Below are 23,993 nucleotides of genomic sequence, written 5' to 3'. Positions count from 1 at the left end.
CGAGGCGTAAGGATGCGCGGATAGTGGATCGAACACGTCGGAAAGAAGACCTCATATGCGTCGAACAGCACGCGGAATGCGTCATGGGTGCGCCTGCAATGAGGGTTGCTGCCGCGCCGGCAGCGAGAAGCCCGCCAGGTCCGAAAAAACCGCGGTCCTTTCGCGCTCCAGTTGGAGTCCACTTCTGCACGGCCGGTCCCGGAGAACCGGCCGTGCAACTGAGCGAGCTCAGGTCACGATACTGCTTCAGGTGCGAGCCCGGAAGCTTCCGCCGCTCCCGTGACCGGCTCAGCGGATGCTGTCGCAGAGCGCCGCCCCTTTCCCTCCTCGAGCTCATCGAGAAGGGCATGCCAGAGCGAAACGCAAAGCCCGACCATCACCAGCAGGAACGGTGCGGCCGCGATGATCGAGGCGGTCTGGAGGCCCTGAAGCCCGCCCATGACCAGAAGCACCGCGGCCGAGGCACCGGCAAGCACGCCCCAGAGGACGACAACGCCGGGTTTCGGCTCCAGGACCCCCCGTGATGAAAGCATGCCCATCACGACCGCGCCTGCATCCGCGCCCGAGATGAAGAAGATCGCAACGAGAAAGATGGCGATCAACGATGTCAGCCAGGCGAAGGGATACTGCGCCAGAAGGGCAAAGAGCGAGACGGCCGCACCCTGGTTGTTGACGGCATCGACGATGCCTCCGGCGCCGAACAGCTCGGAATGGAGCGCCGTACCGCCCATGATCGTGAACCAGACGAAGGTCACGCCGCTCGGAATGAGGAGCACGCCGATCACGAACTCCCTGATCGTGCGGCCGCGCGAGATGCGGGCGATGAACACGCCGACGAAGGGCGCCCAGGAGACCCACCAGGCCCAATAGAAGATGGTCCAGCTGCCGAGCCACTTGCCGTCGCTGAAGGCGGCCGTGCGCAACGACATGGACACAAGGTCGCTCAGATAGAAGCCCAGCGATTCCGTGAAGGTGTTGAAGATGAAGATCGTCGGACCGATGCACACCAGGAAGGCCAGCAGCAGCATCGCGATGATCATGTTCATGTTGGAGAGAAACTGGATCCCCTTGCCGACGCCGGACACCGCCGAGAGAATGAACAGCACCGTCATGACGCCGATGATCGTCAGCGCGATGCCGTTTGAAACGCCCGTGCCCCAGAGGAAGTTTATGCCGCTGTTGATCTGCTGAGCGCCAAGGCCGAGCGAGGTGGCGGTTCCGAACAGTGTCGCGATAAGCGCAAGCACGTCGATCGCCTTGCCGATCGGCCCGCTTGCGGCCTCGCCGAAGATCGGCGTGAAGGCAGCCGAAATCAGGTTCGACTTACCTTTGCGGAAGGTGAAATAGGCGATGACCAGGCCGACCACGGCATAGATTGCCCAAGGGTGAAGTGCCCAGTGGAAGTACGAGTACTTCATCGCGACGAGAGCCGCTTCGAGGCTTTTTGGCGCCGCCTGCCCATGCGGCGGGCTGGCGAAATGGTAGATGGGTTCGGCGACGCCCCAGAACATCAGGCCGATGCCCATGCCGACGCTGAACATCATGCAGATCCACGAGGCGGTGCGGAATTCCGGTCGCTCGTCGTCCTGTCCGAGTCGGATTTTGCCGAAGCGGCTCCCCGCCAGGAAAAGTGCGAAGACCAGGAAGCCCGCAGTAGAAACGACGAAGCCCCAGCCGAAGCCGCTTATGATGGCATCGAGAACCACCTTGGAGATCGAGGAGAGGCTTTCGGGGAACATGGTCCCCCAGCCGACAAATCCCAAGATGATGAACATGGCCGGCCAGAATACGGCCGGATCGATCTGACTGGGTCGTGATGACTCCATTTTTTGCTCCTCCCAATTTGACCATATGACCCCGGTGCGAACCGGGCAGCCAAGCCGCTCATGCGATCCTCTCCGGCGGACCGCGACCGTCGTAAAAAGGTGATGACTCAGGCAACCTTGCTCATGACCGACAGCACTTCCGCCACCGTCTCGCCGAAGGACGAGGGCGTCGCCACGATGGTTACTCCCGCACCCTTGAGGATCTCGACCTTCTCCTGCGCCGATTCCCCGAAGGCGGAGATGATCGCGCCGGCATGGCCCATGCGGCGGCCCTTCGGCGCCGAAAGGCCTGCGATATAGGCGATCAGCGGCTTCTTCATGTGGTCGCGCGCCCAGAGCGCCGCTTCCGCCTCCTGCGGGCCGCCGATCTCGCCAATCATCAAAACCGCGTCGGTGTTCGGGTCCTTTTCGAACAGTTCCAGCATGTCCTTGAAGGATGAACCGTTGACCGGGTCGCCGCCGATACCGACCGAGGTCGACACGCCGATGCCGAGTGCCTTCATCTGGCTTGCGGCCTCGTAGCCGAGCGTGCCCGAGCGTCCGACGATGCCGACACGGCCGGGCAGATAGATGGAGCCGGGCATGATTCCCATCAGCGCCTCGCCGGGCGTGATCATGCCGGCGCAGTTCGGCCCGATCAGGGTCATGCGATCCTCGAAGCGGTAGCGCCGCATGTATCGCTTGACCCGGATCATGTCCTGGGAAGGAATGCCGTCGGTGATGCAGACGCAGAGCCGGATGCCGGCATCGGCCGCCTCCATGATCGAGTCGGCCGCAAAGGGCGGCGGCACGAAGACGATCGAGGCATCCGCACCGGTTTCCTGCACGGCCCCCTTCACCGTATTGAAGACCGGCATGCCGAGATGGGTCTGGCCGCCCTTGCCGGGGGTGACGCCGCCGACGACATTGGTGCCGTAGCGCTTCATGTCCTCGGCGTGGAAGCTGCCGATCTTGCCGGTGAAGCCCTGGACGATGACGCGGGTGTTCTTGTCGAGCAGAATGGACATGTTTCGCCTCCTTAGGCAGCCTTGCCGGCGGTGAACGAACGCCACGCGGCGACTGCCTTCTCGGCAGCTTCGGCCAGCGTTTCGGCGACGATGATGTTTTCGCCGGATTCGGCGAGGATGCGCCGGCCCTCTTCCATGTTGGTGCCGGAGAGGCGGACGACGAGCGGCACCGGCACGCCGACTTCCCTCAACGCCTTGATGACGCCCTCGGCCACCCAGTCGCAGCGGTTGATGCCGGCGAAGATGTTGACGAGGATGGTCTCGACGTTCCTGTCCGTGAGGACGGCGCGGAAGGATTTCGCCACGCGTTCGGGCGAGGCGCCGCCGCCGATGTCGAGAAAGTTCGCGGGCTCGCCGCCGGCGATCTTGATCATGTCCATGGTCGCCATCGCCAGACCGGCACCGTTGATGATGCAGCCGATATTGCCGTCAAGGCCGACATAGGAAAGTCCACGGTCGGACGCGTAGGTTTCGCGCGGATCCTCCTGGCTCTTGTCGCGCATCTCGGAGATATGCGGCCGGCGGAACAGCGCATTCTCGTCGAAGCTCATTTTTGCGTCGAGGGCCACGAGATCGCCCTGGCGGGTAACGACCAGCGGATTGATCTCGAGCATCGAGGCGTCATAGTCGACGAAGGCGCGGTAGCATCCGATGAGCGTCTGCGTGGCGCGGCCGATCAGGGCATTGTCGATGCCAAGCCCGAATGCGATCTCGCGCGCCTGGAAGTCCTGCATGCCGACGCCCGGATCGACGGTCGCGCGGATGATGGAATCAGGCTCGGCCTCGGCGATCTCCTCGATCTCCATGCCACCCGAAGACGAGGCGACGATCATGATGCGCTCGGATTTGCGGTCGAGAACGAAGCCGAGATAGATCTCGCGCGCGATATCCATCGCCTCCTCGACATAAAGGCGGCTGACCAGTTTTCCCTGCGGCCCGGTCTGGTGCGTCACAAGCGTGCGGCCGAGCATGGAGTCGGCGGCCGCGACGATCTCGTGGTCGGACGAGCAGAGCTTGATGCCACCCGCCTTGCCGCGCGCGCCGGAATGGATCTGCGCCTTCACCACCCATCGGTCGCCGCCGATCTCCCTGGCACGGTAGGCCGCCTGCTCGGGACTATAGGCGAGGCCGCCGCGCGGGATGTCGATCTGGTACCGGGCGAGAAGTTCCTTGGCCTGATATTCGTGAATGTCCATAAGTGTCCTCCCCTTCAGCGGCGGCCGGCGGTGATTGCGTCATGGGTGGCGAGCACGTTGCGCGCCATGCGTTCCGAAGCGGCGTCGATCATCTTGCCGTCGAGCGAGGCCGCGCCCTTGCCCTGGCTCTCGGCGAGCTTCAGCGCCTCAATGATGCGGCGGGCGCGGTCGACCTCCTTTTCCGGCGGAGAGAAGATCTCGTTGGCGAGTGCGATCTGGCTCGGGTGGATCGCCCACTTGCCTTCGATGCCGAGGGCCGCGGCACGGCGCGCAGCCGCCTTGTAGCCTTCGGGGTCAGAGAAATCTCCGAACGGACCATCGATGGCGCGCAGTCCGTAGGCGCGGCAGGCAACCGTCATCCGCGACAGGCCGAAGTGCCACTGGTCGCCGGGATAGTCCGGGTTGAGACCGCCGATGTTGACGGTGCGGGCCTTCAGGCTCGCGGCATAGTCGGCAACGCCGAAATGCAGTGCCTCGAGCCGTCCGCCGAAGGAGGCGATAGCGTCGACATTGGCCATGCCGAGGGCGGTCTCGATCAGCGCCTCGAGGCCGACGCGGGTCTTGTAGCCCTTGGCGATCTCGATCTGGTTGACCATTGCCTCGACCATGTAGAGGTCGGCCGGCACGCCGACCTTCGGCACGAGCAGCGTGTCGATCCGGTCGCCGGCCTGCTCCATGAGGTCGACGACGTCGCGGTACATGTAGTGCGTGTCGAGCCCGTTGATGCGGACCGAGATCGTCTTGCCGCGGCCGCGCCAGTCGATCTGATTGAGGGCGGCGACGATATTGGCGCGAGCCCGCTCCTTGTCCGGCGGCGCCACGGCGTCCTCGATGTCGAGGAAGATGTAGTCGGCCTCGGAATTGGCGGCCTTCTCGATCATCTCGGGGTTGGAGCCCGGGACGGCAAGCTCGCTGCGTTGCAGGCGCAGCCGGCGGAGATGGTTTATCGTGTGGCTCATCGGTTCTCCCCTTCCGTTCTTTTCAGGCTGCCTTGGCGGTCGACGCCGTGGCGGCGGAGCGGAATTGCCTGATCGCCGCGCCGACGCCCGCGCCCGGTTCGATTTTCACGCCGCAGTCGAGAAGCGTCAGTTCGGCGGCGGAGAGCGCGCCGAGGACCATGACCTCGTTCAGCGAGCCGAGATGGCCGATGCGGAAGACCTTGCCCGCCACCTTGCTGAGCCCGCTGCCGAGCGAGGTGTTGTAGGTGCGATAGGCGTGACGGATGACCTCGGCACCATCGATCCCTTCCGGCAAACGGATCGCCGACACAGTGTCGGAATGCCATTTCGGCTCGGTCGCGCAGAGCTTGAGGCCCCAGGCCGAGACGGCAGCCCGGACGCCGTTGGCGAGGTGGTGGTGGCGGACGAAGATATTCTCGAGGCCCTCCTCGAACATCAGGTCCAGCGAGGCTCTGAGGCCGCGCAGCAGCTGTGTCGGCGGCGTATAGGGGAAATAGCCCGTATCGTTGGTCTTGATCATGTCGTCGAAGGAGAAGTAGCAGCGCATGTGGCGCGCGGTCTTGGCGGCTTCGAGCGCCTTCTGGCTTACCGAAAGGAAGCCGAGGCCGGCGGGCAGCATGAAGCCTTTCTGCGAACCGGACACGGCGCAATCGACACCCCATTCGTCCTGGCGGAAATCGATCGAGCCAATGGAGGAGACGCCATCGACGAAGAGCAGCGCCGGATGGCCGCAGGCGTCGAGTGCCGCCCGGACGGCGGCCACGTCCGAGGTGACGCCGGTCGCGGTTTCGTTGTGGGTCACGAAGACAGCCTTGATCTTGTGCGCCTTGTCGGCGGCGAGGCGCTCGGCATAGAGCTCGGCCGGCACGCCCGTGCCCCATTCCCTGTCGATGCAATCGACCTCGAAGCCGAGGCGCTCGGCCATATCGACCCAGAGATGCGAGAACTGGCCGAAGCGGCTCATCAGCACGCGATCGCCGGGCGAGAGCACGTTGGTCATCGCCGCCTCCCAGGCGCCGGTGCCCGATGATGGATAGATGAAGACGCGGCCGTTCTCGTTCTTGAAAACCTTCTTGACGTCGGCGAAGAGCGGCAATGTCAACTCGGGATATCGAGGCGAGCGCATGTCTTCCATCGGCAGGTTCATCGCCTGGCGAACCTGTTCGGGAATGTTGGTGGGGCCGGGAATGAAGAGATGGTTGTAGCCTGACATCGTTCCTCCAATGGCTGCGTCCGCGGACGGCGTTTCCTCGGCGCCAAAGCTGCCTTCCGGGCCAGGTCCGCACAACACTCGCTCAGGCAGAAAAGAATGCCCGACGGGCAGCTTGAGCGCGGCCCTGACGGGTGGCCACTTGGGAGGGATGGGTAGGAAAAGACTACCCGCAGGTAGCATACGAACGGTATCACTCCGGATTGCGCCGGCGCTCCTTGGTGTAAAGGGCGACCGCCATGGCGCGGTTGCGCACTTCGAGCTTGTCGTAGAGATTCTTGAGGTGGTATTTCACGGTATTCTCGGAAATGCCTGTTCGCGCGGCGATTTGAATGTTGGTCCAACCATTGGCCAGCATGCCGAGCAGCTCACTTTCGCGAGAGGTGAGCTGCTGGAACGGCGTGTTGGAGATTTTCGAGAGCACCGTATAGGGAATGCAGATCCGGCCCTGCATAACGGCGGTGAGCGTCGCGAACAGGATTTCGGGATCTTCGAACTGGTAACAGAGACCGTTGACACCAAGCCGGATCGTCTCGTTGACGACCGAAGGATTGCTGGTGTCGGCGAAGAGAACGATCCGCGGGTCGAACCCGAGCCGCCCGAGATCGGCGAGCACCTCGGGCGCCTCGGCATCGTCGAGCTGCCAGCTGAGCAGCACGCAGTCCGCCTCGACGGAGGCAAGCTTCTCGCACAGTTCGGCCGAGGTCCGCGCCGTATCGACGATGGAAAACCTGGCATTTTCGGAAAAGAGGCCACGAAGAGCGGCAATCACCAAGGGGTTGCGCTCCGCGACCAGTACTCGGCCTCCACCCTCCTGCGACATGTGCCTCCCTGCGTCTTATGCCGTGACATGCACCCATCTGCGATAGACTGAACACTACCACCAGACGCCGCGCACATTTCACCGTCGAGCGACGAAACGTGTCCTAAAACGTCTTCTTGCGTGAGTAATGTGCGAAGGTCGCACAGGGGGAACCCTTGCCTCGGCCGATTGCACGCCCTCCGCCCAGTTCCGGGTCAGGAGCGTCGAAGCGACGTCACAAAAGCGCAAAGTCGCTCGTCGAGAGGGTCCTGACGTTCTGCAGGATGGCGACCAGTTGCAGATCGGCGTCGGTGCCTGACCCGTCGGCATCGAACCAGAGGCGACCATTGTCCGTTTCGAACAGGAAGGTGCCCTTCCTGCCCAAGGGGGTGGTTCCGTTCCGGTCGCGAGCGTCACTGCCGTGTCGCCTGCGGCAATCTCGAACGCCGCACGTTCGATGACGAGCTTGTCCTCACCGCGCACGAAGTCGGTGATGACGTCGCCTTCGCCATCGAGCCCGGCTTCGTCGAAGACGAGCCGATCGCTGCCGGCGCCGCCGGTCAGCCAGTCGTCGCCCTCGCCGCCGACCAGCGTGTCGTTGCCGCCGCGGCCGTCGATTATATCGTCGGCGTCCCCGCCACGAAGGATATTGTTGGCCGCGTCGCCGTGGATTTCGTCATCGGCATCGCTGCCTTCGATGATTTCGAAATTCCGCACCGTGAGGCCGAGCGCCAGGCCCTTGTTCGCTGCCGATCAACACATCGTTTGCCGGCCGTGCCCGTGATATTTCCCATTCCTCTCCTAAGTGATTTTCAGCGGCACGCGCAGGTTCCGGATCTGTTTTTCCGCAGCGCCCAAACCAAGGGCGATCCCGCCCCGCCGAAGCGGGACGGGGCTCGATGCGAATCTTCGCGATACGCCTCAGGCGAGGAGGAAGTCGCTGGTCGACAGCGTCGTGACGTTCTTGAGGATCGCCACCAGTTCGAGGTCCGCCTCGGCGCCCTTGCCGTCGGCGTCGAACCACAGCCGGCCGTTGTCGCTTTCGAACAGGAAGGTGCCCTTCGTGCCGGTCGCCACCGGATCGGCGCCGACGACGAGCGTCACCGCCGTATCGGCGGCGGCGATGCCGTAGTCGCTGCGGTCGAGCAAGAGCTTGTCCTGGCCGCGCGTGAAGTCGGTGATGACGTCGCCCTCGCCGTCGCGACCGGAGCGGTCGAAGACGAACAGGTCGTTGCCGGTGCCGCCGGTCAGCCAGTCATCGCCGGCGCCGCCGTTCAGCCGATCGACGCCGCCGCGGCCGTCGAGGACGTCGTCGGCGCCGCCGCCATTCAGGGTGTTGGCGAGCGCGTCGCCGCGGATGACGTCGTCATTGACGCTGCCGTTGATGATCTCGAAGTTCTTCACCGTCAGCCCCTGCGCCATGCCGCGGTTCGAGGCCTGGTTCTGCAGGTCGAGCACCACCGAGTTCTCGGTGGGACTGCCGAAGGACAGCGTGTCGGTGCCGGTACCGCCGTCGAAGACATCGGTTCCGCTGAAGACGGTGCGCGTCAGCGTGTCGTTGCCGGCGTCGCCGTAGAGGCTGTCGCTGCCCGCGCCATCGGTGAGCACGTCGTCGCCGGCACCGCCGCGCAGCGTGTCGTTGCCGCCATTGCCCTCCAGCCGATCGCCGAGGCTGCCGCCCGTCACCGTGTCCTTGCCGGCGCTGCCGAGATAGTTCAGCACCTCGAAGGCCTTGAAGGAGGTCGTCGCATCGACGGTGGCGCTGCCGGTCGCGAAGCTGAAGGTGATGTCCTTCGTCTGGTTGCGCACGTCGAGATCGAGCGTGTCGGTGCCGGTGCCGCCGTCGGCAACGTCGCCGATGCCGGCATAGACGCGGTCGTTGCCGTCTTCGCCGTAGAGCTTGTCGAGGCCGCCGTAGAAGCCGACCCCATCACCGTAAAGCGTGTCGTCGCCGAGGCCGCCCCGCAGCGTGTCGTTGCCGAGATTGCCGCCGAGCACATCCCTGCCGGCGCCGCCGGTCAGGCTGTCGTGGCCGCTGCCACCCCAGAGCCGGTCGTCCAGGCCGCCGCCGGCGAAGATATCATTGCCGCTGCCGCCGATGAGTTCGATGCGCTCGACGTTCTTGACCGTGACCGGCGCGTTGCTGACGGTGACGGAAGGCGCCAGCTTGAAGGTGATCCCGGCGCTGTACTTGCTGAAATCGATCGACGCGAAGTCCGTGTCGGCGCCGCCGTCGAGCGTCAGCTTGCCGGTCGAGGCGCTGCGCTTGAAGGAATCGTTGCCGGTGCCGAGATCGACGGTGTTGTGGCCGATCGCGGCGCCGCTGTCGCCGACGGTGACCGTGTCGTTGCCGTCGCCCGCCTTGATCACATTGGTGCCGCCAAGGTCGACGAGGCGGTCATGGCCGGCGCCGGAGGACAGGCTGTCGTTGCCGGTGCCGCCGTCGAGCACGTCGGACCCGGCTGTGCCGATCAGCGTGTCATTGCCGGCAAAGCCGTAGAAGTTGACGCTCTGGGCACTGCCGACCGACTTGACGATGTCATCGCCGGCGCCGAACGACACCCGGTAGTGCTCGAAATTCTTCAGGCTGGTGCCGTCCGACAGCGTCGCTGTCGCGCCTGTCGCCGAGAAGCTCAGGGCTGCCGTCGCCGAGCGGCGGTCGACGACGACGGTATCCGTGTCGGTTCCCCCGTCGCCCGTATCGGCGCCGCCGTCGCCGAGTGTTACGACATCGTTTCCGGCCCCACCCGACACGGTATCCTTGCCGATGCCGCCGTTGAGATTGTCGTTGCCGGCACCGCCGGTGATCGAGTCGTTGCCGGCGCCCGCATCGACGATGTCGTTGCCCGCTCCGGTGACGATCCTGTTGATCCCGGTCCCGGTCGCATGGATGCTGTAGTGTTCCATGCCGACGAAGGTCGTGCCGCCGGCCAGCGTGTTCAGCTCGGTCGGCAGCTTTGCGGTGAAATCGCCGGTGAAGCTGCGGATGACGAGCCGGTCGCTGCCGCTCGCATCGGTGATCGTGTCCTTGCCCTCGCCATAGACGTAGGTGATCGTGTCGTTGCCGGCGCCGCCCTCGACCTTGTCGTCGCCGATACCGCCGTCGAGCGAATCGTGGCCGTTGCCGCCGCTCAGGCTGTCGAGCCCAGCGCCGCCGAGCACTTCATCGTTGCCATCGTCGCCGAAGAGACCGTCATTGCCGATACCGCCGGATACGGAATCGTCGCCCGTGCCGCCGCGGACGTCGTCCTCGCCGCCGTCGCCGGAAAGGAAGTCGGCCCCCTGGTCGCCGGTGAGAATATCGTCCCCGTCGTCGCCGTTGAGGAAGTCCGTCCCATAGCCGCCCTTGAGCGTATCCTGGCCGAGGCCGCCCGTCAGCATGTCGAAGCCGCGACCGCCGGTCAGTTTGTCGTCGCCGGCACCGCCGGTGAACATGTCGCTGTAGTTGCCGCCGGTGATCGTATCGGCGAAATCGGTGCCGGTGATCTGGAAGGCTTCGACATTGGTCGCCTGGATGTTGCCGACCAGCGTCTGCGGCGTGATCCAGTCCTTGACCGTGATGGTCACGCCCACCGTGAGATCGGAGTAGTCAACCATGAGATGGTCCGTTCCCGAACTGCCGTCGACGACATCGCCGCTTCCGGAGAACGGCACTTCCGACATGATCGTGTCCTGGCCGGAGCCGCCGTTGATTTGGTCGCTTCCGTCGCCGCCATCGAGAAAGTCATTGCCGTTGTCGCCGTCCAGCGTGTCTTCGCCGGTATCGCCGAAGAGGACGTCACCCTGGAAGGAGCCGCTGAGCGTATCGTTTCCACCGAGGCCAAAAAGGTTGTCGGTGCCGAAATCGCCTATCAGCCTATCGGCGCCGTCCGTACCCATTACCATTGCCATTCGTATCTCCTGAGTATTTGTTGACACAGAGGTTTCGTTCGCCGGCACGCGGACGCGCGGCGTTGAAGCGGATTGGATTTTTCGAAAGTGCTGCCGCGGCTGACAGATGCCGACGGCGAATGCCCGGGAGGGCGTCTTTTCTAACGGATCTTGATTATGTCCTTGTCTCCTCGGTCCCGAGGACCATCGTCATATTGTTCAGAAAAGTCCCGACCAATGTTTGCGCACGTCGATGACCTGACCGATCCCACCGGAGGTCCGGGCGATCCGTCGTAACGAGGTCATTGATGCCACCGTCTCCCGACGACGGAAATCGCATGCAGTGACAGCAGGTCCGCTAGGCGCTTTTGGCCGAGCGCGTTGGTTGCGTGAAGACGACTGTCGCAAACAGAAGCATGGACATAAGCACGATGACTGCTCCGACCTTGGCCGGGGTTTCACTTCTGCCCTGGATCGCGAGCACGATACCGGGTGTAAGGACCAGAACACCGAGATGCGCGAGCGCGACCTGAATTCTTGCCACCCAGGTTTTCGTCGCTTCTGCGCACAGCGTGTAAAATGTGCCGTAAAGTGCAAGCGTCACCCAGCCGAGCAGAATGAGATGTGCATGCGCGGGAGAAAGCGAGTGGTCGCCTGATGCCGACATGACGATGCCGAATACCATGCCGGCGACAGCATAGAGTACTGCTCCGATCCAGCAGATTTTCGAAAGAAGGTTCATCATCAGATCTCCTTTGGGACCATTCCAATTCGGCCCAGTATTGGCGGCGACTGCAGATTTTCCGGTGATTGCGGTTACGGCTGTGCATCAGGTTCCGACAGCGGCACGCGCGCCGTCGATCCCGATTTAGCGAAGCACTGAGGGCGAGGGAAATCGAATGATCATATGGGGCGGATCAATGCGATGGATTTGACTTGCGTCTTCAAAGCGGGGCTCGAATCCTCCCGGGCTGCAACCGGTGACAAGCCGTGCAGGACGATCGCAATTGCTGGCGAAGCAATTAACAACGCCGGGCTGAAGGCGTCAGGCTACCGACGGCATTGTTTCCGGCGGAGCGAAGGTCTGGCCATGCCTGATCGCAATGCCGATGACCCGATCAATGTCCTCCGGTGACGGCGGGCCGGACGGCGCAGGCGATCCGGCCGCGACGGACACGCCTGCCTCGCAGAAGAACGCTTCCATGCCTTGGGCACAGGTAATCAACAGGCGCACCGCCGCGGGACCGGGATTGCGGAAGCCGTGCATCGCCCCGCCGGGAATGCTGATCGTATCGCCCGGGCCGACATCGATCCATTCCGCACCGCTCGCGCCCATGCGGCAGAACTGCGATTGGCCCTCGAGCACATAGAAGGCTTCCTGCTGCGCGTGCTGATGCAGCGGCACCCCCGCGCCCGGCGGCACGACCGCCTCGAACAGGCTGTAGTGCCCGCCGGTTTCGGCTTCACCGATCTTCAACTCAAGCAGAATGCCGAGCACGTCGAGCTTCCCCTGCTCCCCGCGAGCCAATCGACGGACATTGCCGCGCTCGTCCCCCTGTTTTTCACTCATGCTTCTCTCCTTCTCCTGCTGATGTGGCGGTTTGCCGTTCGCTTTTTTGCGAGGCGGCACGCGCTGATTGCAAAATCATGTCGATGGCCCAAGCCGCGGCTTCACCAGCCTCACGCCCAGACAGCAGGCCGCGGTCGCGCAACAGTTGCCAGAACGGCGCGCTGTAGATCGCAAGGCAGACCGCGACGAGGCGGCGCTCCTCTTCGGGTGGCAGTCCATCGAGAATGGCGGCGAGACTCTTGCGAAACGCCGGACGCCCCTCGATCGCGCCGCGATCACGGATCGTGCTTCCGGCCGCCTGCAGCGAAGCGCGCACAAGCGCTTCATGCTCTTCGAAATTGCTGAATGCCATCCGGATGAGCGGAACGATTTCGTCCTCGCTCTCCGGGAACCGGGTCCCGGTCTTGTCGCGCAGACGAATCCACATCGCCTGCAGGAGATCGTCGCGGGTTGGGAAATGGCGGTAAACGGTACGCGCGCCGATACCTGCGGCCTCGGCAATGATTTCATGCGAGAACGGACCGTTTGGATTCTCATGCATGAGTCGCATCGCGACCTCCAGAATGAGGTCGTGCGTCGCCTTTACCTGTCGTTCACGAAGGGTGGTCTGTGTGTTGCTCATGACAGTTTACTGCCATCATTGCATTGCTATGTCAATAAGGCAGTTCGGTGACATTGGCGGGTAGCAGGGGCCGCATATCGAATAATACGTGAGCTGAGGGAGAAGGCGCGCAAGAGCATGCCGCCAAAAGGGTGAATGCCTTGACGGAGAAGGTGAAGAAGGCCCAGCGGCTGCTTGCGCCGGTTTTGAGTGGCATCGCAAGCGGGAACCTTCTCCAGCTTCCGTAGCATCAGTGTGGCTCAACGAAAGCAGCACGAACGCCCTCCGGCCCGAGCGCCTGGATAACGACCAATATCCAAGTGCCGAACTGCTCCCGCCTTTAGCATCACCCGGCAGATGCCTGCGCAGAATAGATGCGTGCACCATACTGCCCCATTCTCCTAGCCCGACCACACGGTCCCTGAAGTGCTGCGGCACAAACCGGAAAAGGAGATGAGAGATGAAAAGCGAAGTGCCAAGTAAGTCGTTGGAGTGGAGCAATCTGGTTCTTGGTGCAGGTTTCATTTGCGCTGCATATATGTTCGGCGGACTACCCGTCGTCGCATGGAATGCGGGGATCACGGGCACGTTGATGGTCTGCTGCTCTGCCGTGGCCCTCACGCGCTATGGGGCTTGGGCCGAATGGTCCAATCTCCTCCTGGGGTGCTGGGCGGCGGTCGCCCCATTCCTGCTCGGCTTCGGATCAGCGCCTGTCGCGATGTGGACACACGTCCTGCTTGGGCTTTGCGTCGCGACGATTGCTGCAATCCAGCTTTTTGCCGGTCGCCAAACGGACAAGCCCTCAGGCACCAGGTTAAAGCCCGGAGAGTGAGGCAGCGGCGGTTTTACGAAATGTAGTCGACCGCAAACACCTATCGCCAAGGCGTCGTGAAGCAGCTCGAGAAAAAGAAGGTCGTTGGCTTGCTGCCTTGTCTCACGCCAGGGCGGCAAGTAGCGGCTCGTCGTCGACGTCGGTCGCCGAAGTCTCTCGGAGTTGCGGGCCGTCAGCCAACAAGGCAGGAAGGACGCATGCAGTAATCTCCGGCTCACGCGGTCCGATCCAGCCTTGCACGAAGCGGCGACGTCGCGGCGCAATGCATGGATTTCCATGAATTGCGGCTGTGGCGCGGCGGGTCTACGGTGTCGAGACGAGTTCGCCAGCCCCGATATCGAGAACACGTGCTGTACGCGCTGACGATCCCCCGAGTTTGTCCGGCAGGAGCAGCTGATGATGAGCGTGTGGTCGCACCGCCCCAAATTCTCTCACCTGGGGCTATTCTTCGCGGCCTATGTTCTGGGCTGCGGTTTCGCTCAGTCGCTCGCAATCGTACCGGGGACAGGTGTTTCCATTTGGCCTCCGGGCGGGCTTTTCATGGCCACGCTTGTTCTCACCCCACCCTGCAGCTGGCCTTGGTGGGTGCTCAGCGGCTGCCTGGCTGAACTGTTCAGCAATGCCCTGTGGTTCCACAGCCCGCTGCCCGCGGCCGTGCTCATCTATATTGCCAACGCGCTTGAAGCAGCGACTGGGGCATGGCTGGTGAACCGGGTGCTAGGGCGGCCGGTCCGGCTGGAAACCCTGCAAGAAGTTCTCGCATTCGTCGTGCTGGGAGCCGGAATTGCGCCTGTTGTGGGCGCGACTGTCGGAAGTGCGACACTTGCGTGGTTTGCCATACAATCGCAATCCTTCACATCGGCCTGGCCTCTTTGGTGGATCGGAGACGCCACCGGAGTCCTGATCGTGGCACCGCTGGTGCTGGTCATGTTCAATAGCTGGCATGGCAAGCCCCGGCTCTCGAGCTCGCAATGGATGGAAGCTTGCGCCCTGGGGCTGATCCTTCTCTGTGTCGCGGCCCTATCACTCAGCGGCTACCTGCCCTTCGCCTACATCGTCATGCCGCCTCTTCTCTGGGCCGCAGTGCGGTTCGAGTTCAAAGGCGCCGCCGTCAGCTTGATCCTCCTTGCCCTGATCACGCTGATGTTCACCATATCCGGCTCCAGCCAATTTGCCGGAGATCCCGAGGCCCAGAGGCAAAAGCACATTATGCTGCAACTTTTTCTGGCCATCTCGGCATTATCGGCGCTGATCGTGGCCGCCATATCCCGGCAGCATCAGCTGGCGCTGCTCACGGTGCGCCAGAGCGAGCGCCAACTGCAGCAGCTGATCGACGCCGTTCCGGCCCGGATATGGAGTGCGACGCCGACCGGCGGGTCGGCCTACTTCAACAAGCGATATCAGGACCATTTCCGCTCGGTTATCGAGGACTTCGATGCCGTCGAAGAGCCGCGGATCGAAAACCTGCTGCAAGAGCTCGTCCACCCCGAGGATGCTCCGGCAGTGCAGGCCACGCTGGGGAATTGTTTCGATACCGGCAGCGGAGCGGCGATGCGATTTCGTTGGCGCGAAAGGGATGGCATTTACCGTTGGGCGGAGTGCAGAATCGAGCCCCGGCGTGACGAGGACGGAACGGTCTTGCAATGGTATGGGGTTTCTATCGATATCGACGACGAGGTGCGCGCGCAGGAGGCGCTGCGCGAGCGCGAGCGCGAGCTGTCGCTGCTGGTCGATATGGTTCCGGTTCACATTGCACGCATGGCGCCTGACGGCGAGCCGACCTTCTTCAGCAAGCGCACTTTGGAATCTCTCGGTATGGAGGACGTCGCCAGTTGGGACGAACTGGACAGGAGTCGCCTGGCGGTCCTGATAGGAGCAACCGTTCACCCCGAGGATGGACCTCGAATGAAAGAGGTCCTTGGCCACGCTCTCCTCACCGGCAAGCCCTACACGATACGATATCGGCGGCGTCGCGCAGATGGCGTCTATCGCTGGATGGAAGGCCGTGCGGAGCCGTTGAGAAACGAAAGAGGAGAGATCGTGCAATGGTACGCGGCTGCCATAGACATCGATGACGAGGTGCGGGCACAGGAGGCATTGCGAGACCGTGAGCGGGAGCTCTCCCAGCTCGTAGACATGGTCCCAAGCCTCCTCTGGCGGCTGAGCCCCGACGGTGAACCGACCTTCTTCAACAAACGCGTGATAAATTTTCTCGGCCTGGAAATTGCGGATTTGGACAAGCCAGGCCTGAGCCGGCTGCAAGCTATAATCGAAACCGCCGTTCACCCTGACGACGCGATCGGTCTTGAGGAGGCTCTCAACCGTTCCTTCGTCACGGGCGAGCGCTTCTCCAAGCAGTATCGCCTTCGGCGTCAGGATGGCGTCTATCGCTGGGTACAAGGCACTGCGGAGCCGCTCAGGGACGAGAGCGGACGCATCGTCCAGTGGTACGGCCTCTCACATGACATCGACGATCAGCTGCGCGTCCAGGAGGCGCTGCGCGAAAGGGAACGCTCCCTCTGGCAGATCGTTGAGACGCTGCCTGCAATGATCGATTGCGCCGCTCCGGATGGGGAGCCGGTATACCGCAATCCGCAGCTCCGCGACTTCCTTGGCTATAAGCTTGAAGAGCTCGACGGAACGGGCAAGTCCCGGTTGGAGGGCACGCTTGATGCCGGCGTCCACCCTGACGAGGTCGATGGTGTCAAGGAGAACTATGCCTATTCGTTGGCCACGGGCGAACCCTATGCACGAAGGCACCGTCTGCGGCGATTTGACGGCGAATATCGCTGGGTTGAAACGCGTGCTGCGCCGATGCGCAATGCCGAGGGCACGATCGTTCAATGGAATGTCATATGCCTGGATATCGACGGAGAGGTCCGGGCAGAGGAACAGTTGCGCCTCGCGCAGGAGAGTCTGGCTCGGGCAAATCAGGCAGCCAGCCTCTCCGAGCTTTCGGCTTCCATCGCACACGAGGTGAACCAGCCCCTGGCAGCCGTCGTGGCAAATTCGCATGCCTGCCAGCGTTGGCTCACGGCCGTACCGCCGAATATCGAGCGCGCGCAGCGAACGGTAGAGCGCATCGTCCGGGATGCCAATTCGGCGGCCGACGTCGTCAGCCGCATTCGCGCCTTGTTCAAGCAATCCATAGGCACGAGGATCAATGCGGCGCTTACCAGCGTGATCAGTGAAGTGCGCAACCTTCTGGCCGACGAGGCGGCGCGGCGGCGCGTTCGGATCGACCTGCAGATCGACGGCGGCCTTCCGCCGATCGCAATCGACCATATCCAGATCCAGCAGGTTCTCATCAACCTCATTCGCAACGGCATGGAGGCAATGGGCTCTGTTGCGGGCGACAGGGTGCTTGGCATGCGCGCAAGCTATATCGGAGATGTGATTCAGACCGAGATCAGCGATTTAGGTCCGGGCGTTGAATTTCCCGACAGGGTATTCGAGCCGTTCTTCACGACAAAAAAAGACGGCATGGGCATGGGATTGGCGATCTGCCGTTCGATCGTCGAGCTGCACGGCGGACGATTGTGGGCCGAGAAGAACGAACCGCAGGGAGCAAAGTTCATCTTCACCCTGCCGGTTGAAGCGAAGGCAGCGCCATGATGAGCGATGATCATGTCATCTTCATCGTCGACGACGATGAACGCATCCGCGAGGCGCTCAGCGACCTCCTGGACTCGCATGGCATGCGCGCTGTTTCCTTTGCATCAGCCGGCGAATATGTGAGCGCGGATAAGCCGGATCTCCCTGCCTGCCTCATTCTCGATGTCGAATTGCCGGATATCAACGGCCTCGATCTGCAGAGGCAGATCGCGGACGGGGATCATCCGCCGATCGTGTTCATCACGGGGCATGGCGACATTCCATCTTCAGTGCGTGCGATCAAGCACGGCGCCGTGGATTTCCTGACGAAACCCTTCAGCGATGCTGACCTCATGGCAGCAATCGGCGCGGCGATCGCTGAAGATCGGGACAAGAGAGCGGAACGCGCCGAGCTCAGCGTTCTGGGACAACGCTATCGCGAGCTAACGCCGCGAGAGCGGGAGGTACTGCCGCTCGTCGTGAGCGGTCTTCTCAACAAGCAGGCGGCCGCCGAGTTGGGCATCAGCGAGGTCACGCTGCAGATCCACAGACGAAACGTGATGCACAAAATGGCCGCAGCCTCGCTCGCCGATCTCGTGCGGATCGCCGAAAGGCTGGAAATACCGATCACCCACTCCCGTCGAGTGGGAGGGAATTGAGCATGAACAAGAAAAGACATGTCGTGGCAATTGTCGATGACGATGCAAGGCTGCTTGAATCGGTGAGCGACCTCCTGGAATCCGCGGGCTATGTGGCCCGCAGCTTCTCGTCGGCGGGGTCGTTGCTCGCCAATGGAGTGTCGGACCTGGACGTGCTCATCACCGATATCGGAATGCCTGGGATGGACGGCCTCGAGCTTCGTGACCTTGTAAAGAAGTCGCGTCCCGAACTGCCGGTATTCTTGATCACGGGCCGCCACGAGATAGCCGATCAGGGCCGCGCCCAAGGCATTAGCGGGTTTTTCCGCAAGCCTTTCGATGCCCAGGCCCTGCTTGCGGCAATTGCCATTGCTCTACAGCGCCGCGCGTCTAATTAGACGCGCAAAGGTCGCTGGAGCGCTTTGAATCACTGCATGATTTTGTCCTTAAATCGATTCCGATTTGAGGAATCATGCAGGAGACAATTAGAAGGAGGGTGACATGGGAGTTAGCGAGCCTTTCCTGCGGAGAACGTCGTCATCGTCACCGCAGCTTGGGAGTGAAGAGGATGAGCCGCTCGTTGTTATTGTCGACGACGACGCGTCGGTTCGCGCGGCACTGTCGGAGCTGATCCTGTCGGCGGGTTTCCGGCCGGTCAGCTTTGCCTCGATTCGGGAATTGCTTGACGCGGATTTGCTGGACGCCCCCGGGTGCTTGATCCTCGATGTGCGCATGCCGGGGGAAAGCGGTCTCCATCTGCAGCGCCATCTGGCCGATAACGGCAACCCGAAGCCGATCATCTTCCTGACCGGGCATGGTGACATCCCGATGACCGTCGAGGCGATGAAGGCCGGTGCGGTGGATTTCCTCACCAAACCGGTGCGGGACCAAACGCTGCTTGACGCAGTCGCTGCGGGCATTGCGATGGACGCCGAGCGGCGCGCCGCAGCGGCGATTTCCCGGCTCAACATCGAACGCCTCGAGACGCTGACGCAGCGCGAGCGTGAAGTTCTGTACGAAGTCGCGCGCGGGCGCCTCAACAAGCAGATCGCCTTCGATCTCGGCATCAGCGAAGTGACGGTGAAAGCGCATCGCAGCAGTGCGATGCACAAGATGGGGGCTGCCTCCGTCGGCGAACTGATCCGGGCCTTTGAGACACTGCCTCCGCAACTGCGCCAGGCCGGCGTCCGCTAAGCTGAAACCGCTCTGCCGGAGATCAGCCCGGCAGAGCGGTTTCAGATTATGCGGTCGTCTAGGTCGGCCCAACCCAACAAGCGGTCAGTAGTCCCAGAAGGCCGCTACCCAACGAAAGTCGTCGCCGTCGACTGCCACCCGACCGACGGACGGGAACGGCAAGTGCGTGGCCACGAGCTGTCCGCCGGTCTCCGCCAGCTCGCGCAAGAGACGGACCCGGACACGGGCCGCCTCCTCGGGGTCGTGTTCGAAACCGTTGTGCCAGTCGGGGTGTTCGAACCCGACGGCGAACACCGCATCGCCGGCGAACATCAGCCGATCGCCGCCGGACGCCATGCGGACCACGCTGTGCCCGGGGGTGTGGCCGCCGGTGCGACAGACGATCACTCCCGGCGCCACCTCGTATTCCTCATCGAACAGCCGCAGCTGGCTCTGATACTCTTTCGTGAACCGCTTGGCGGCCGCCCGAAGCGCATCCGGGAACCCCGGCGGCATGGAGACGTGGGAGAAATCGGGCGACTCCCAGAATTTGACCTCGGCAGCCGCCACGTGAATCCGCAGGTCCGGACGCAGTCGCTCCTTAACCCCGTCGACGAGCAGCCCGCCAATGTGGTCCATATGCATGTGGGTAAGCACCACGTCGGTCACGGACGCCAGATCGATGCCGGCGGCCTCCAGTCGCTTGACCAACTGACCGGCTCGCGGCAAGTTCAATTCCGGGTCCAATCCTAGCCCGGCGTCGATGAGTATGGTCTGCCCGCCGCTACGCGCCACGACCACGTTCAGCGCCCAGTCGAAAGCGTCCTGCGGCAGGAACATGTCTTTCAGCCAGGCCGCCCGGGCGGACGGCTCGACGTTGTGTCCCAACATCGCGGTTGGGAGCGGTAGCACCCCATCGCTGACCACCAGCACGTCAATCTCGCCGACTTTCACCGCGTAGCGTGAAGGAACCAACTCTTCGGGCCCCGGCCTACCGGGGTGTGAGATGTCCAAGTTCATGGTTGTCTCCTGCTGACCAATCGTACGGGGTCTCGTTTCTGCCTGCGGCATGATGCGCTCCTTTCTTGCGTGATCGAGACGTGTCGGTCACGGGGCCGTAGTTTCGGACGAGCGTAACGGGCGATGATTTGGGGCGGCAGTACCGGGAGGTATCGAGGCGGTCAGGCTGTGGTATCGGATCAATAGGCACTCGGGTGCCTGCATGTGCGAAAACCCAGCGCAAAACTGACCGGTGGGAAACAGCTTTTCAGCTCTTCTTCGACAATGGATCGGCGAACCCCTTCCGTCCGGGTCAGCTATCGCGCCCAAGGTCCATTCGTCCGATGCCGAATGGCGCGGATTTCCTCCACTTCATCGCGTTTTTCCGATCGAAACGAGGGCTGCCCCAATGCTTCTGCTCCGTATGGCAACGACGTCCGTAGAGTAGATTGGCATCCCGGTCCGCCGCATTCTCCCTGCCGTCGGCCACGCCGACCGGCCGGGAGAGAACACATGCTGAATCATCAGACTGTTGCCCCTGGAAACCGGTCTCGCAGTGCCGGCCTGATCGCGCTGACCGCCCCGCCGACCGACACCTTGTCCATCGAGACCGCGCGCTGCGCGGTTTGCCCATCAGCGAACACTTTGCAATGCACATTCGTGAGGAGAACAATGATGAAAATCGTCGTTATCGGCGGCACCGGTCTCATCGGTTCAAAAACCGTGGAGCGGTTGCGCAAGAAAGGCCATGACGTGTTGGCGGCATCGCCGAATTCAGGCGTCGACACGATCACCGGAACGGGTCTTGCCGAAGCACTCGCAGGAGCGCGGGTGGTGCTGGACCTCGCAAACTCACCATCATTCGAGGACAATGCCGTCTTGGAATTCTTCCGGACGGCGGGTCGCAATCTGCTGAGCGCGGGCGCTGCCGCCGGCGTGGAGCATCACGTCGCGCTCTCGATCGTCGGCACGGAGCGGCTGCAGGGCAGCGGCTACATGCGTGCCAAGATGGCTCAGGAAGAGCTGATCAAGAGCTCCGGCATCCCCTACACGATCGTACACTCGACGCAGTTTTTCGAGTTCATGGACGGCATCGCCCAGGCGGCAACCATCGGTCAGACCGTCCATCTGTCGTCCGCCTATGTGCAGCCGATCGCATCCGATGACGTCGCCGATGTCATGGCGGACGTCGCGCTTGCCTCCCCGGCGAACGGCACGATTGAGATCGGCGGCCCCGAGAAGGTCCGCCTCAACGAAATCGTAGCGCGTTTGCTGGCGGCCAAAAACGATGCCCGCCAGGTGGTTGCCGATCCTCACGCCCGCTACTTCGGCGTGGAGCTGAAAGATGAGTCGCTCGTGCCCGGCAGCAACGCGAGGCTTGGCCGAATCCGCTTCAACGATTGGCTAAGCCAGCATCCGCCTCGGAAAATGACTGCCTAGACTAGCAAACGGGGCGCGGGTCGTTGCGAGTTGGCGGCGGCGCTCGACCCGACCATTCCGATCACACAGGAGACCAGACATGCTGAGGCACATCCTCGCGACGGCAGCACTCGCCGTCAATCTTGCCACCGGTGCGCAGGCTGACGACGGCAGAGCGAAGTTGACCGTCGTTTACGATCAGAAGCTGCACAATGTAGAAGGCAAGAGCATCAAGGCGGTGCTCGTCGAATACGGACCCGGCGGTGCCTCGCCCGCACACACCCACCCGAAGTCGGCATTCATCTATGCCACCGTTCTTGAAGGGGCGATCCGGAGCCAGGTCAATAGCGGGCCGGAGAAGGTTTACCATGCCGGCGAAAGCTTCCCGGAATTTCCGGGTGACTTTCATCGCGTCAGCGCAAACGCCAGCAGTAGCGAGCCGGCGCGTCTGCTGGCCGTGTTCGTGGTGGACACCAACGAAACCAACCTGACCAAATTCGAAGAATGACGTCTTGACCCATCGGCGTCCGGCACCCCGTCGAGTATCGGATTCGGCAGGCGAGGGGTTGCCGGCATCTCGCGGAGGCGTCGTCGACTGGCTGCGGTACGACCCTCGGGTGAGGATCCGACGATTCAAGAAAAACAAAACTGCGCCTCCTCCACCCGGGTTCTTCACCGGTGAAAAAAGTCCAGGCGGATCGAGGTTCGTTCGCTGGCTTGTCCGGGTCAAGGGAGGCACCTTAGGCGATGCTTGATCTGCTACTTTCACCCCTCGTCCAGATTGTTGCCCTGGGCGTTGCAGGTATCAGCGTCTGGCATTTGCAGGGGCGGCGGCGCCCCAACGCCCGGCTCGTGGTACAGATCGCATTCTTTACGATCATGACGGCAATATTGGTCGGAAGCGGGATTGCGCCTCAGCAGTTCCAGCCGTTCCAGGCAGGTGGCTACCTTCTCATCGTCGCAAAACTGCTGTGGTGGGTGCATCTTGCCTGGGCATTGATCGGCTTTGTCCGCATCTACATCGTCCTTGACGGCCGGCCGCGCGAGGCGCGGCTGCTGCAGGACCTGATCGTCGCGGCGGTCTATCTCGGGGTCACGCTTTCAATTCTTTCCTTCGTGTTCGGCATTGCGATCGGAACGCTCGTCGCGACGTCGGGCGTCATCGCCATCATACTCGGGCTGGCACTGCAAAGCACATTGAACGACCTCTTTTCCGGTCTGGCGCTCACATTGGGGCGCCCTTACGGAATTGGCGACTGGATCATGCTGACCGATGGCACCGAGGGACGGGTTGTCGAAAGCACCTGGCGGTCGACGCACATCAAGACGGCAGCCGACAACATCGTCGTCCTGCCAAACAGCGTCCTCGCCAAGATAGGCCTGACGAATATCAGTCGCCCCGACGAGATGCACCAGCTCATCCTCCCGTTGCGCTTGAAGCCAACGCGTTACCCGTCCGTCATCGTCGAGGCGATGCGGCAAGCATTAATGGGCTGTAACTCCATCGTCCATGATCCGGCTCCGCTTGTCGCGCTCATAGGCATGGATGCAGTCGCTATGGAGCTGGAGCTGCAATTTCTCGTCAGGCGCGTTGCCTTTCGCATCGCTGCGCGAAACGAGGTTATCGATCTGGTCCATCGTCAATGCGCGGCAACGGGCATCCCCCTTGCATTGCCAGCTTCGCTGGCCGTCGCGGCGGAAGGTCTTGGCACCGGAGCCCGCTTACCGGAAACGCTTCTGCAGATCTTGCGCTCAAACCCGATCTTTGCGGACGTAAGACAGAGTGAGCTCTTGAAACTCGAAGCCGCGGCGACGATGCGACAATACCGCCCAGGCGACCCAGTGCTTGTCCGCACGTCGAAAGAACCGACCTTGATGGTTGTCCGCTCGGGAGCCGCCGCGATGATGCGGGCGGATGCCGAGGTCTTGCGACTGGGCTCTGGTGCGATCGTCGTCCGGGTCGCGGATGATGACAATGCGCTCACGTTCAAGGCTTTGACGGTGCTGCAAGCCTATGAACTTGATAGCCGGGCGTTGGAAGCACTATTGCGCGACAATCCGGTGGTCCAAGACGAACTTTCGCTACATCTTGCCAATCTTTCACTCGGCACGCACGCATCAGGTCACAGTGCGCCAAACCGGATTGAGCACTCCGCTGCGTTCCTTCGAACAATTCATAGCGTCTTTCGTCGATAGCCGCTCTCAACGGCCGCTTTTGGGGGACTTCTTGTTTCCGCCCTGTACTCCAAGCCAAGGCAGAATTTCCTGCTACTTACGTCAACGGAATGTGATGCCGG

20 protein-coding genes are annotated in these 23,993 nt (G+C 62.5%); 8 read left to right on the top strand and 12 right to left on the bottom strand.

Going from position 1 to position 23,993, the window contains the following annotated elements:
* Window positions 1-233: 233 nt before the first annotated feature.
* The 11 genes from AU381_RS21865 to AU381_RS21815 form a co-directional block, all read right to left on the bottom strand.
* The gene (locus AU381_RS21865; protein ID WP_064243818.1) at window positions 234-1,826 is read right to left on the bottom strand and encodes a BCCT family transporter; all 1,593 of its coding nucleotides are present in this window, start codon (window positions 1,824-1,826) and stop codon (window positions 234-236) included.
* Window positions 1,827-1,933: 107 nt separating this feature from the next.
* A complete protein-coding gene (sucD, locus tag AU381_RS21860; RefSeq protein ID WP_064243817.1) occupies window positions 1,934-2,833 on the bottom strand; it encodes a succinate--CoA ligase subunit alpha in 900 nt (299 codons plus the stop codon).
* A gap of 11 nt (window positions 2,834-2,844) precedes the next feature.
* Window positions 2,845-4,029, bottom strand: coding sequence for a malate--CoA ligase subunit beta (locus AU381_RS21855; protein WP_064243816.1), 1,185 nt, complete (start codon window positions 4,027-4,029; stop codon window positions 2,845-2,847).
* A 14-nt stretch (window positions 4,030-4,043) separates the two neighbouring features.
* The gene (locus AU381_RS21850; protein WP_064243815.1) at window positions 4,044-4,988 is read right to left on the bottom strand and encodes an HpcH/HpaI aldolase/citrate lyase family protein; all 945 of its coding nucleotides are present in this window, start codon (window positions 4,986-4,988) and stop codon (window positions 4,044-4,046) included.
* A gap of 22 nt (window positions 4,989-5,010) precedes the next feature.
* Complete coding sequence (locus AU381_RS21845; protein WP_064243814.1) at window positions 5,011-6,201, bottom strand: aminotransferase class V-fold PLP-dependent enzyme; 1,191 nt, start codon at window positions 6,199-6,201, stop codon at window positions 5,011-5,013.
* 190 nt (window positions 6,202-6,391) lie between these two features.
* Entirely contained in the window at window positions 6,392-7,021 is a 630-nt protein-coding gene (locus AU381_RS21840) for a response regulator transcription factor (RefSeq protein ID WP_064243813.1), read from the bottom strand.
* 78 nt (window positions 7,022-7,099) lie between these two features.
* Window positions 7,100-7,717, bottom strand: a complete 618-nt coding sequence (locus AU381_RS21835; RefSeq protein WP_064243812.1) for a calcium-binding protein — start codon at window positions 7,715-7,717, stop codon at window positions 7,100-7,102.
* A 204-nt stretch (window positions 7,718-7,921) separates the two neighbouring features.
* Complete coding sequence (locus AU381_RS21830; protein ID WP_064243811.1) at window positions 7,922-10,891, bottom strand: calcium-binding protein; 2,970 nt, start codon at window positions 10,889-10,891, stop codon at window positions 7,922-7,924.
* A gap of 337 nt (window positions 10,892-11,228) precedes the next feature.
* The gene (locus AU381_RS21825; RefSeq protein ID WP_244520106.1) at window positions 11,229-11,615 is read right to left on the bottom strand and encodes a hypothetical protein; all 387 of its coding nucleotides are present in this window, start codon (window positions 11,613-11,615) and stop codon (window positions 11,229-11,231) included.
* Between the two features lie 300 nt (window positions 11,616-11,915).
* Window positions 11,916-12,440, bottom strand: a complete 525-nt coding sequence (locus AU381_RS21820; RefSeq protein WP_064243810.1) for a cupin domain-containing protein — start codon at window positions 12,438-12,440, stop codon at window positions 11,916-11,918.
* Window positions 12,433-13,062: a TetR/AcrR family transcriptional regulator gene (locus AU381_RS21815; RefSeq protein WP_064243809.1), complete on the bottom strand. Its 630-nt coding sequence runs from the start codon at window positions 13,060-13,062 to the stop codon at window positions 12,433-12,435. Before AU381_RS21815 ends, AU381_RS21820 begins: the two co-directional genes overlap by 8 nt.
* Window positions 13,063-13,501: 439 nt before the next feature.
* Between AU381_RS21815 and AU381_RS21810 the strand changes: the two genes are divergently transcribed.
* The 5 genes from AU381_RS21810 (at window position 13,502) to AU381_RS21790 (ending at window position 19,299) form a co-directional block, all read left to right on the top strand.
* Window positions 13,502-13,873, top strand: a complete 372-nt coding sequence (locus AU381_RS21810) for an SPW repeat protein (protein ID WP_064243808.1) — start codon at window positions 13,502-13,504, stop codon at window positions 13,871-13,873.
* A gap of 396 nt (window positions 13,874-14,269) precedes the next feature.
* Window positions 14,270-17,488, top strand: coding sequence for an MASE1 domain-containing protein (locus tag AU381_RS21805; protein ID WP_064243807.1), 3,219 nt, complete (start codon window positions 14,270-14,272; stop codon window positions 17,486-17,488).
* Window positions 17,485-18,126 (top strand): response regulator transcription factor, encoded by a 642-nt coding sequence (locus AU381_RS21800; protein ID WP_064243806.1) that lies wholly within the window; start codon window positions 17,485-17,487, stop codon window positions 18,124-18,126. The genes AU381_RS21805 and AU381_RS21800 overlap by 4 nt, the downstream gene beginning before the upstream one ends.
* Window positions 18,127-18,128: 2 nt before the next feature.
* Window positions 18,129-18,503, top strand: a complete 375-nt coding sequence (locus AU381_RS21795; protein WP_064243805.1) for a response regulator — start codon at window positions 18,129-18,131, stop codon at window positions 18,501-18,503.
* 103 nt (window positions 18,504-18,606) lie between these two features.
* Entirely contained in the window at window positions 18,607-19,299 is a 693-nt protein-coding gene (locus AU381_RS21790; RefSeq protein ID WP_064243804.1) for a response regulator transcription factor, read from the top strand.
* A gap of 84 nt (window positions 19,300-19,383) precedes the next feature.
* On the opposite strand, the gene AU381_RS21785 is transcribed toward AU381_RS21790, so the two are convergent.
* Entirely contained in the window at window positions 19,384-20,298 is a 915-nt protein-coding gene (locus AU381_RS21785; RefSeq protein WP_064243803.1) for an MBL fold metallo-hydrolase, read from the bottom strand.
* A 654-nt stretch (window positions 20,299-20,952) separates the two neighbouring features.
* Between AU381_RS21785 and AU381_RS21780 the strand changes: the two genes are divergently transcribed.
* The 3 genes from AU381_RS21780 (at window position 20,953) to AU381_RS21770 (ending at window position 23,892) form a co-directional block, all read left to right on the top strand.
* Window positions 20,953-21,717, top strand: a complete 765-nt coding sequence (locus AU381_RS21780; RefSeq protein ID WP_064243802.1) for an SDR family oxidoreductase — start codon at window positions 20,953-20,955, stop codon at window positions 21,715-21,717.
* 79 nt (window positions 21,718-21,796) lie between these two features.
* Window positions 21,797-22,204 (top strand): cupin domain-containing protein, encoded by a 408-nt coding sequence (locus AU381_RS21775; protein ID WP_064243801.1) that lies wholly within the window; start codon window positions 21,797-21,799, stop codon window positions 22,202-22,204.
* A 239-nt stretch (window positions 22,205-22,443) separates the two neighbouring features.
* The gene (locus AU381_RS21770; protein ID WP_064243800.1) at window positions 22,444-23,892 is read left to right on the top strand and encodes a mechanosensitive ion channel domain-containing protein; all 1,449 of its coding nucleotides are present in this window, start codon (window positions 22,444-22,446) and stop codon (window positions 23,890-23,892) included.
* Window positions 23,893-23,993 lie beyond the last annotated feature (101 nt).

Source organism: Sinorhizobium glycinis (assembly GCF_001651865.1).
GTDB classification, from domain to species: Bacteria; Pseudomonadota; Alphaproteobacteria; order Rhizobiales; family Rhizobiaceae; genus Sinorhizobium; species Sinorhizobium glycinis.
The sequence above is the reverse complement of the archived record's forward strand: the minus strand, read 5'-3'. Positions and strand labels throughout refer to the sequence as shown.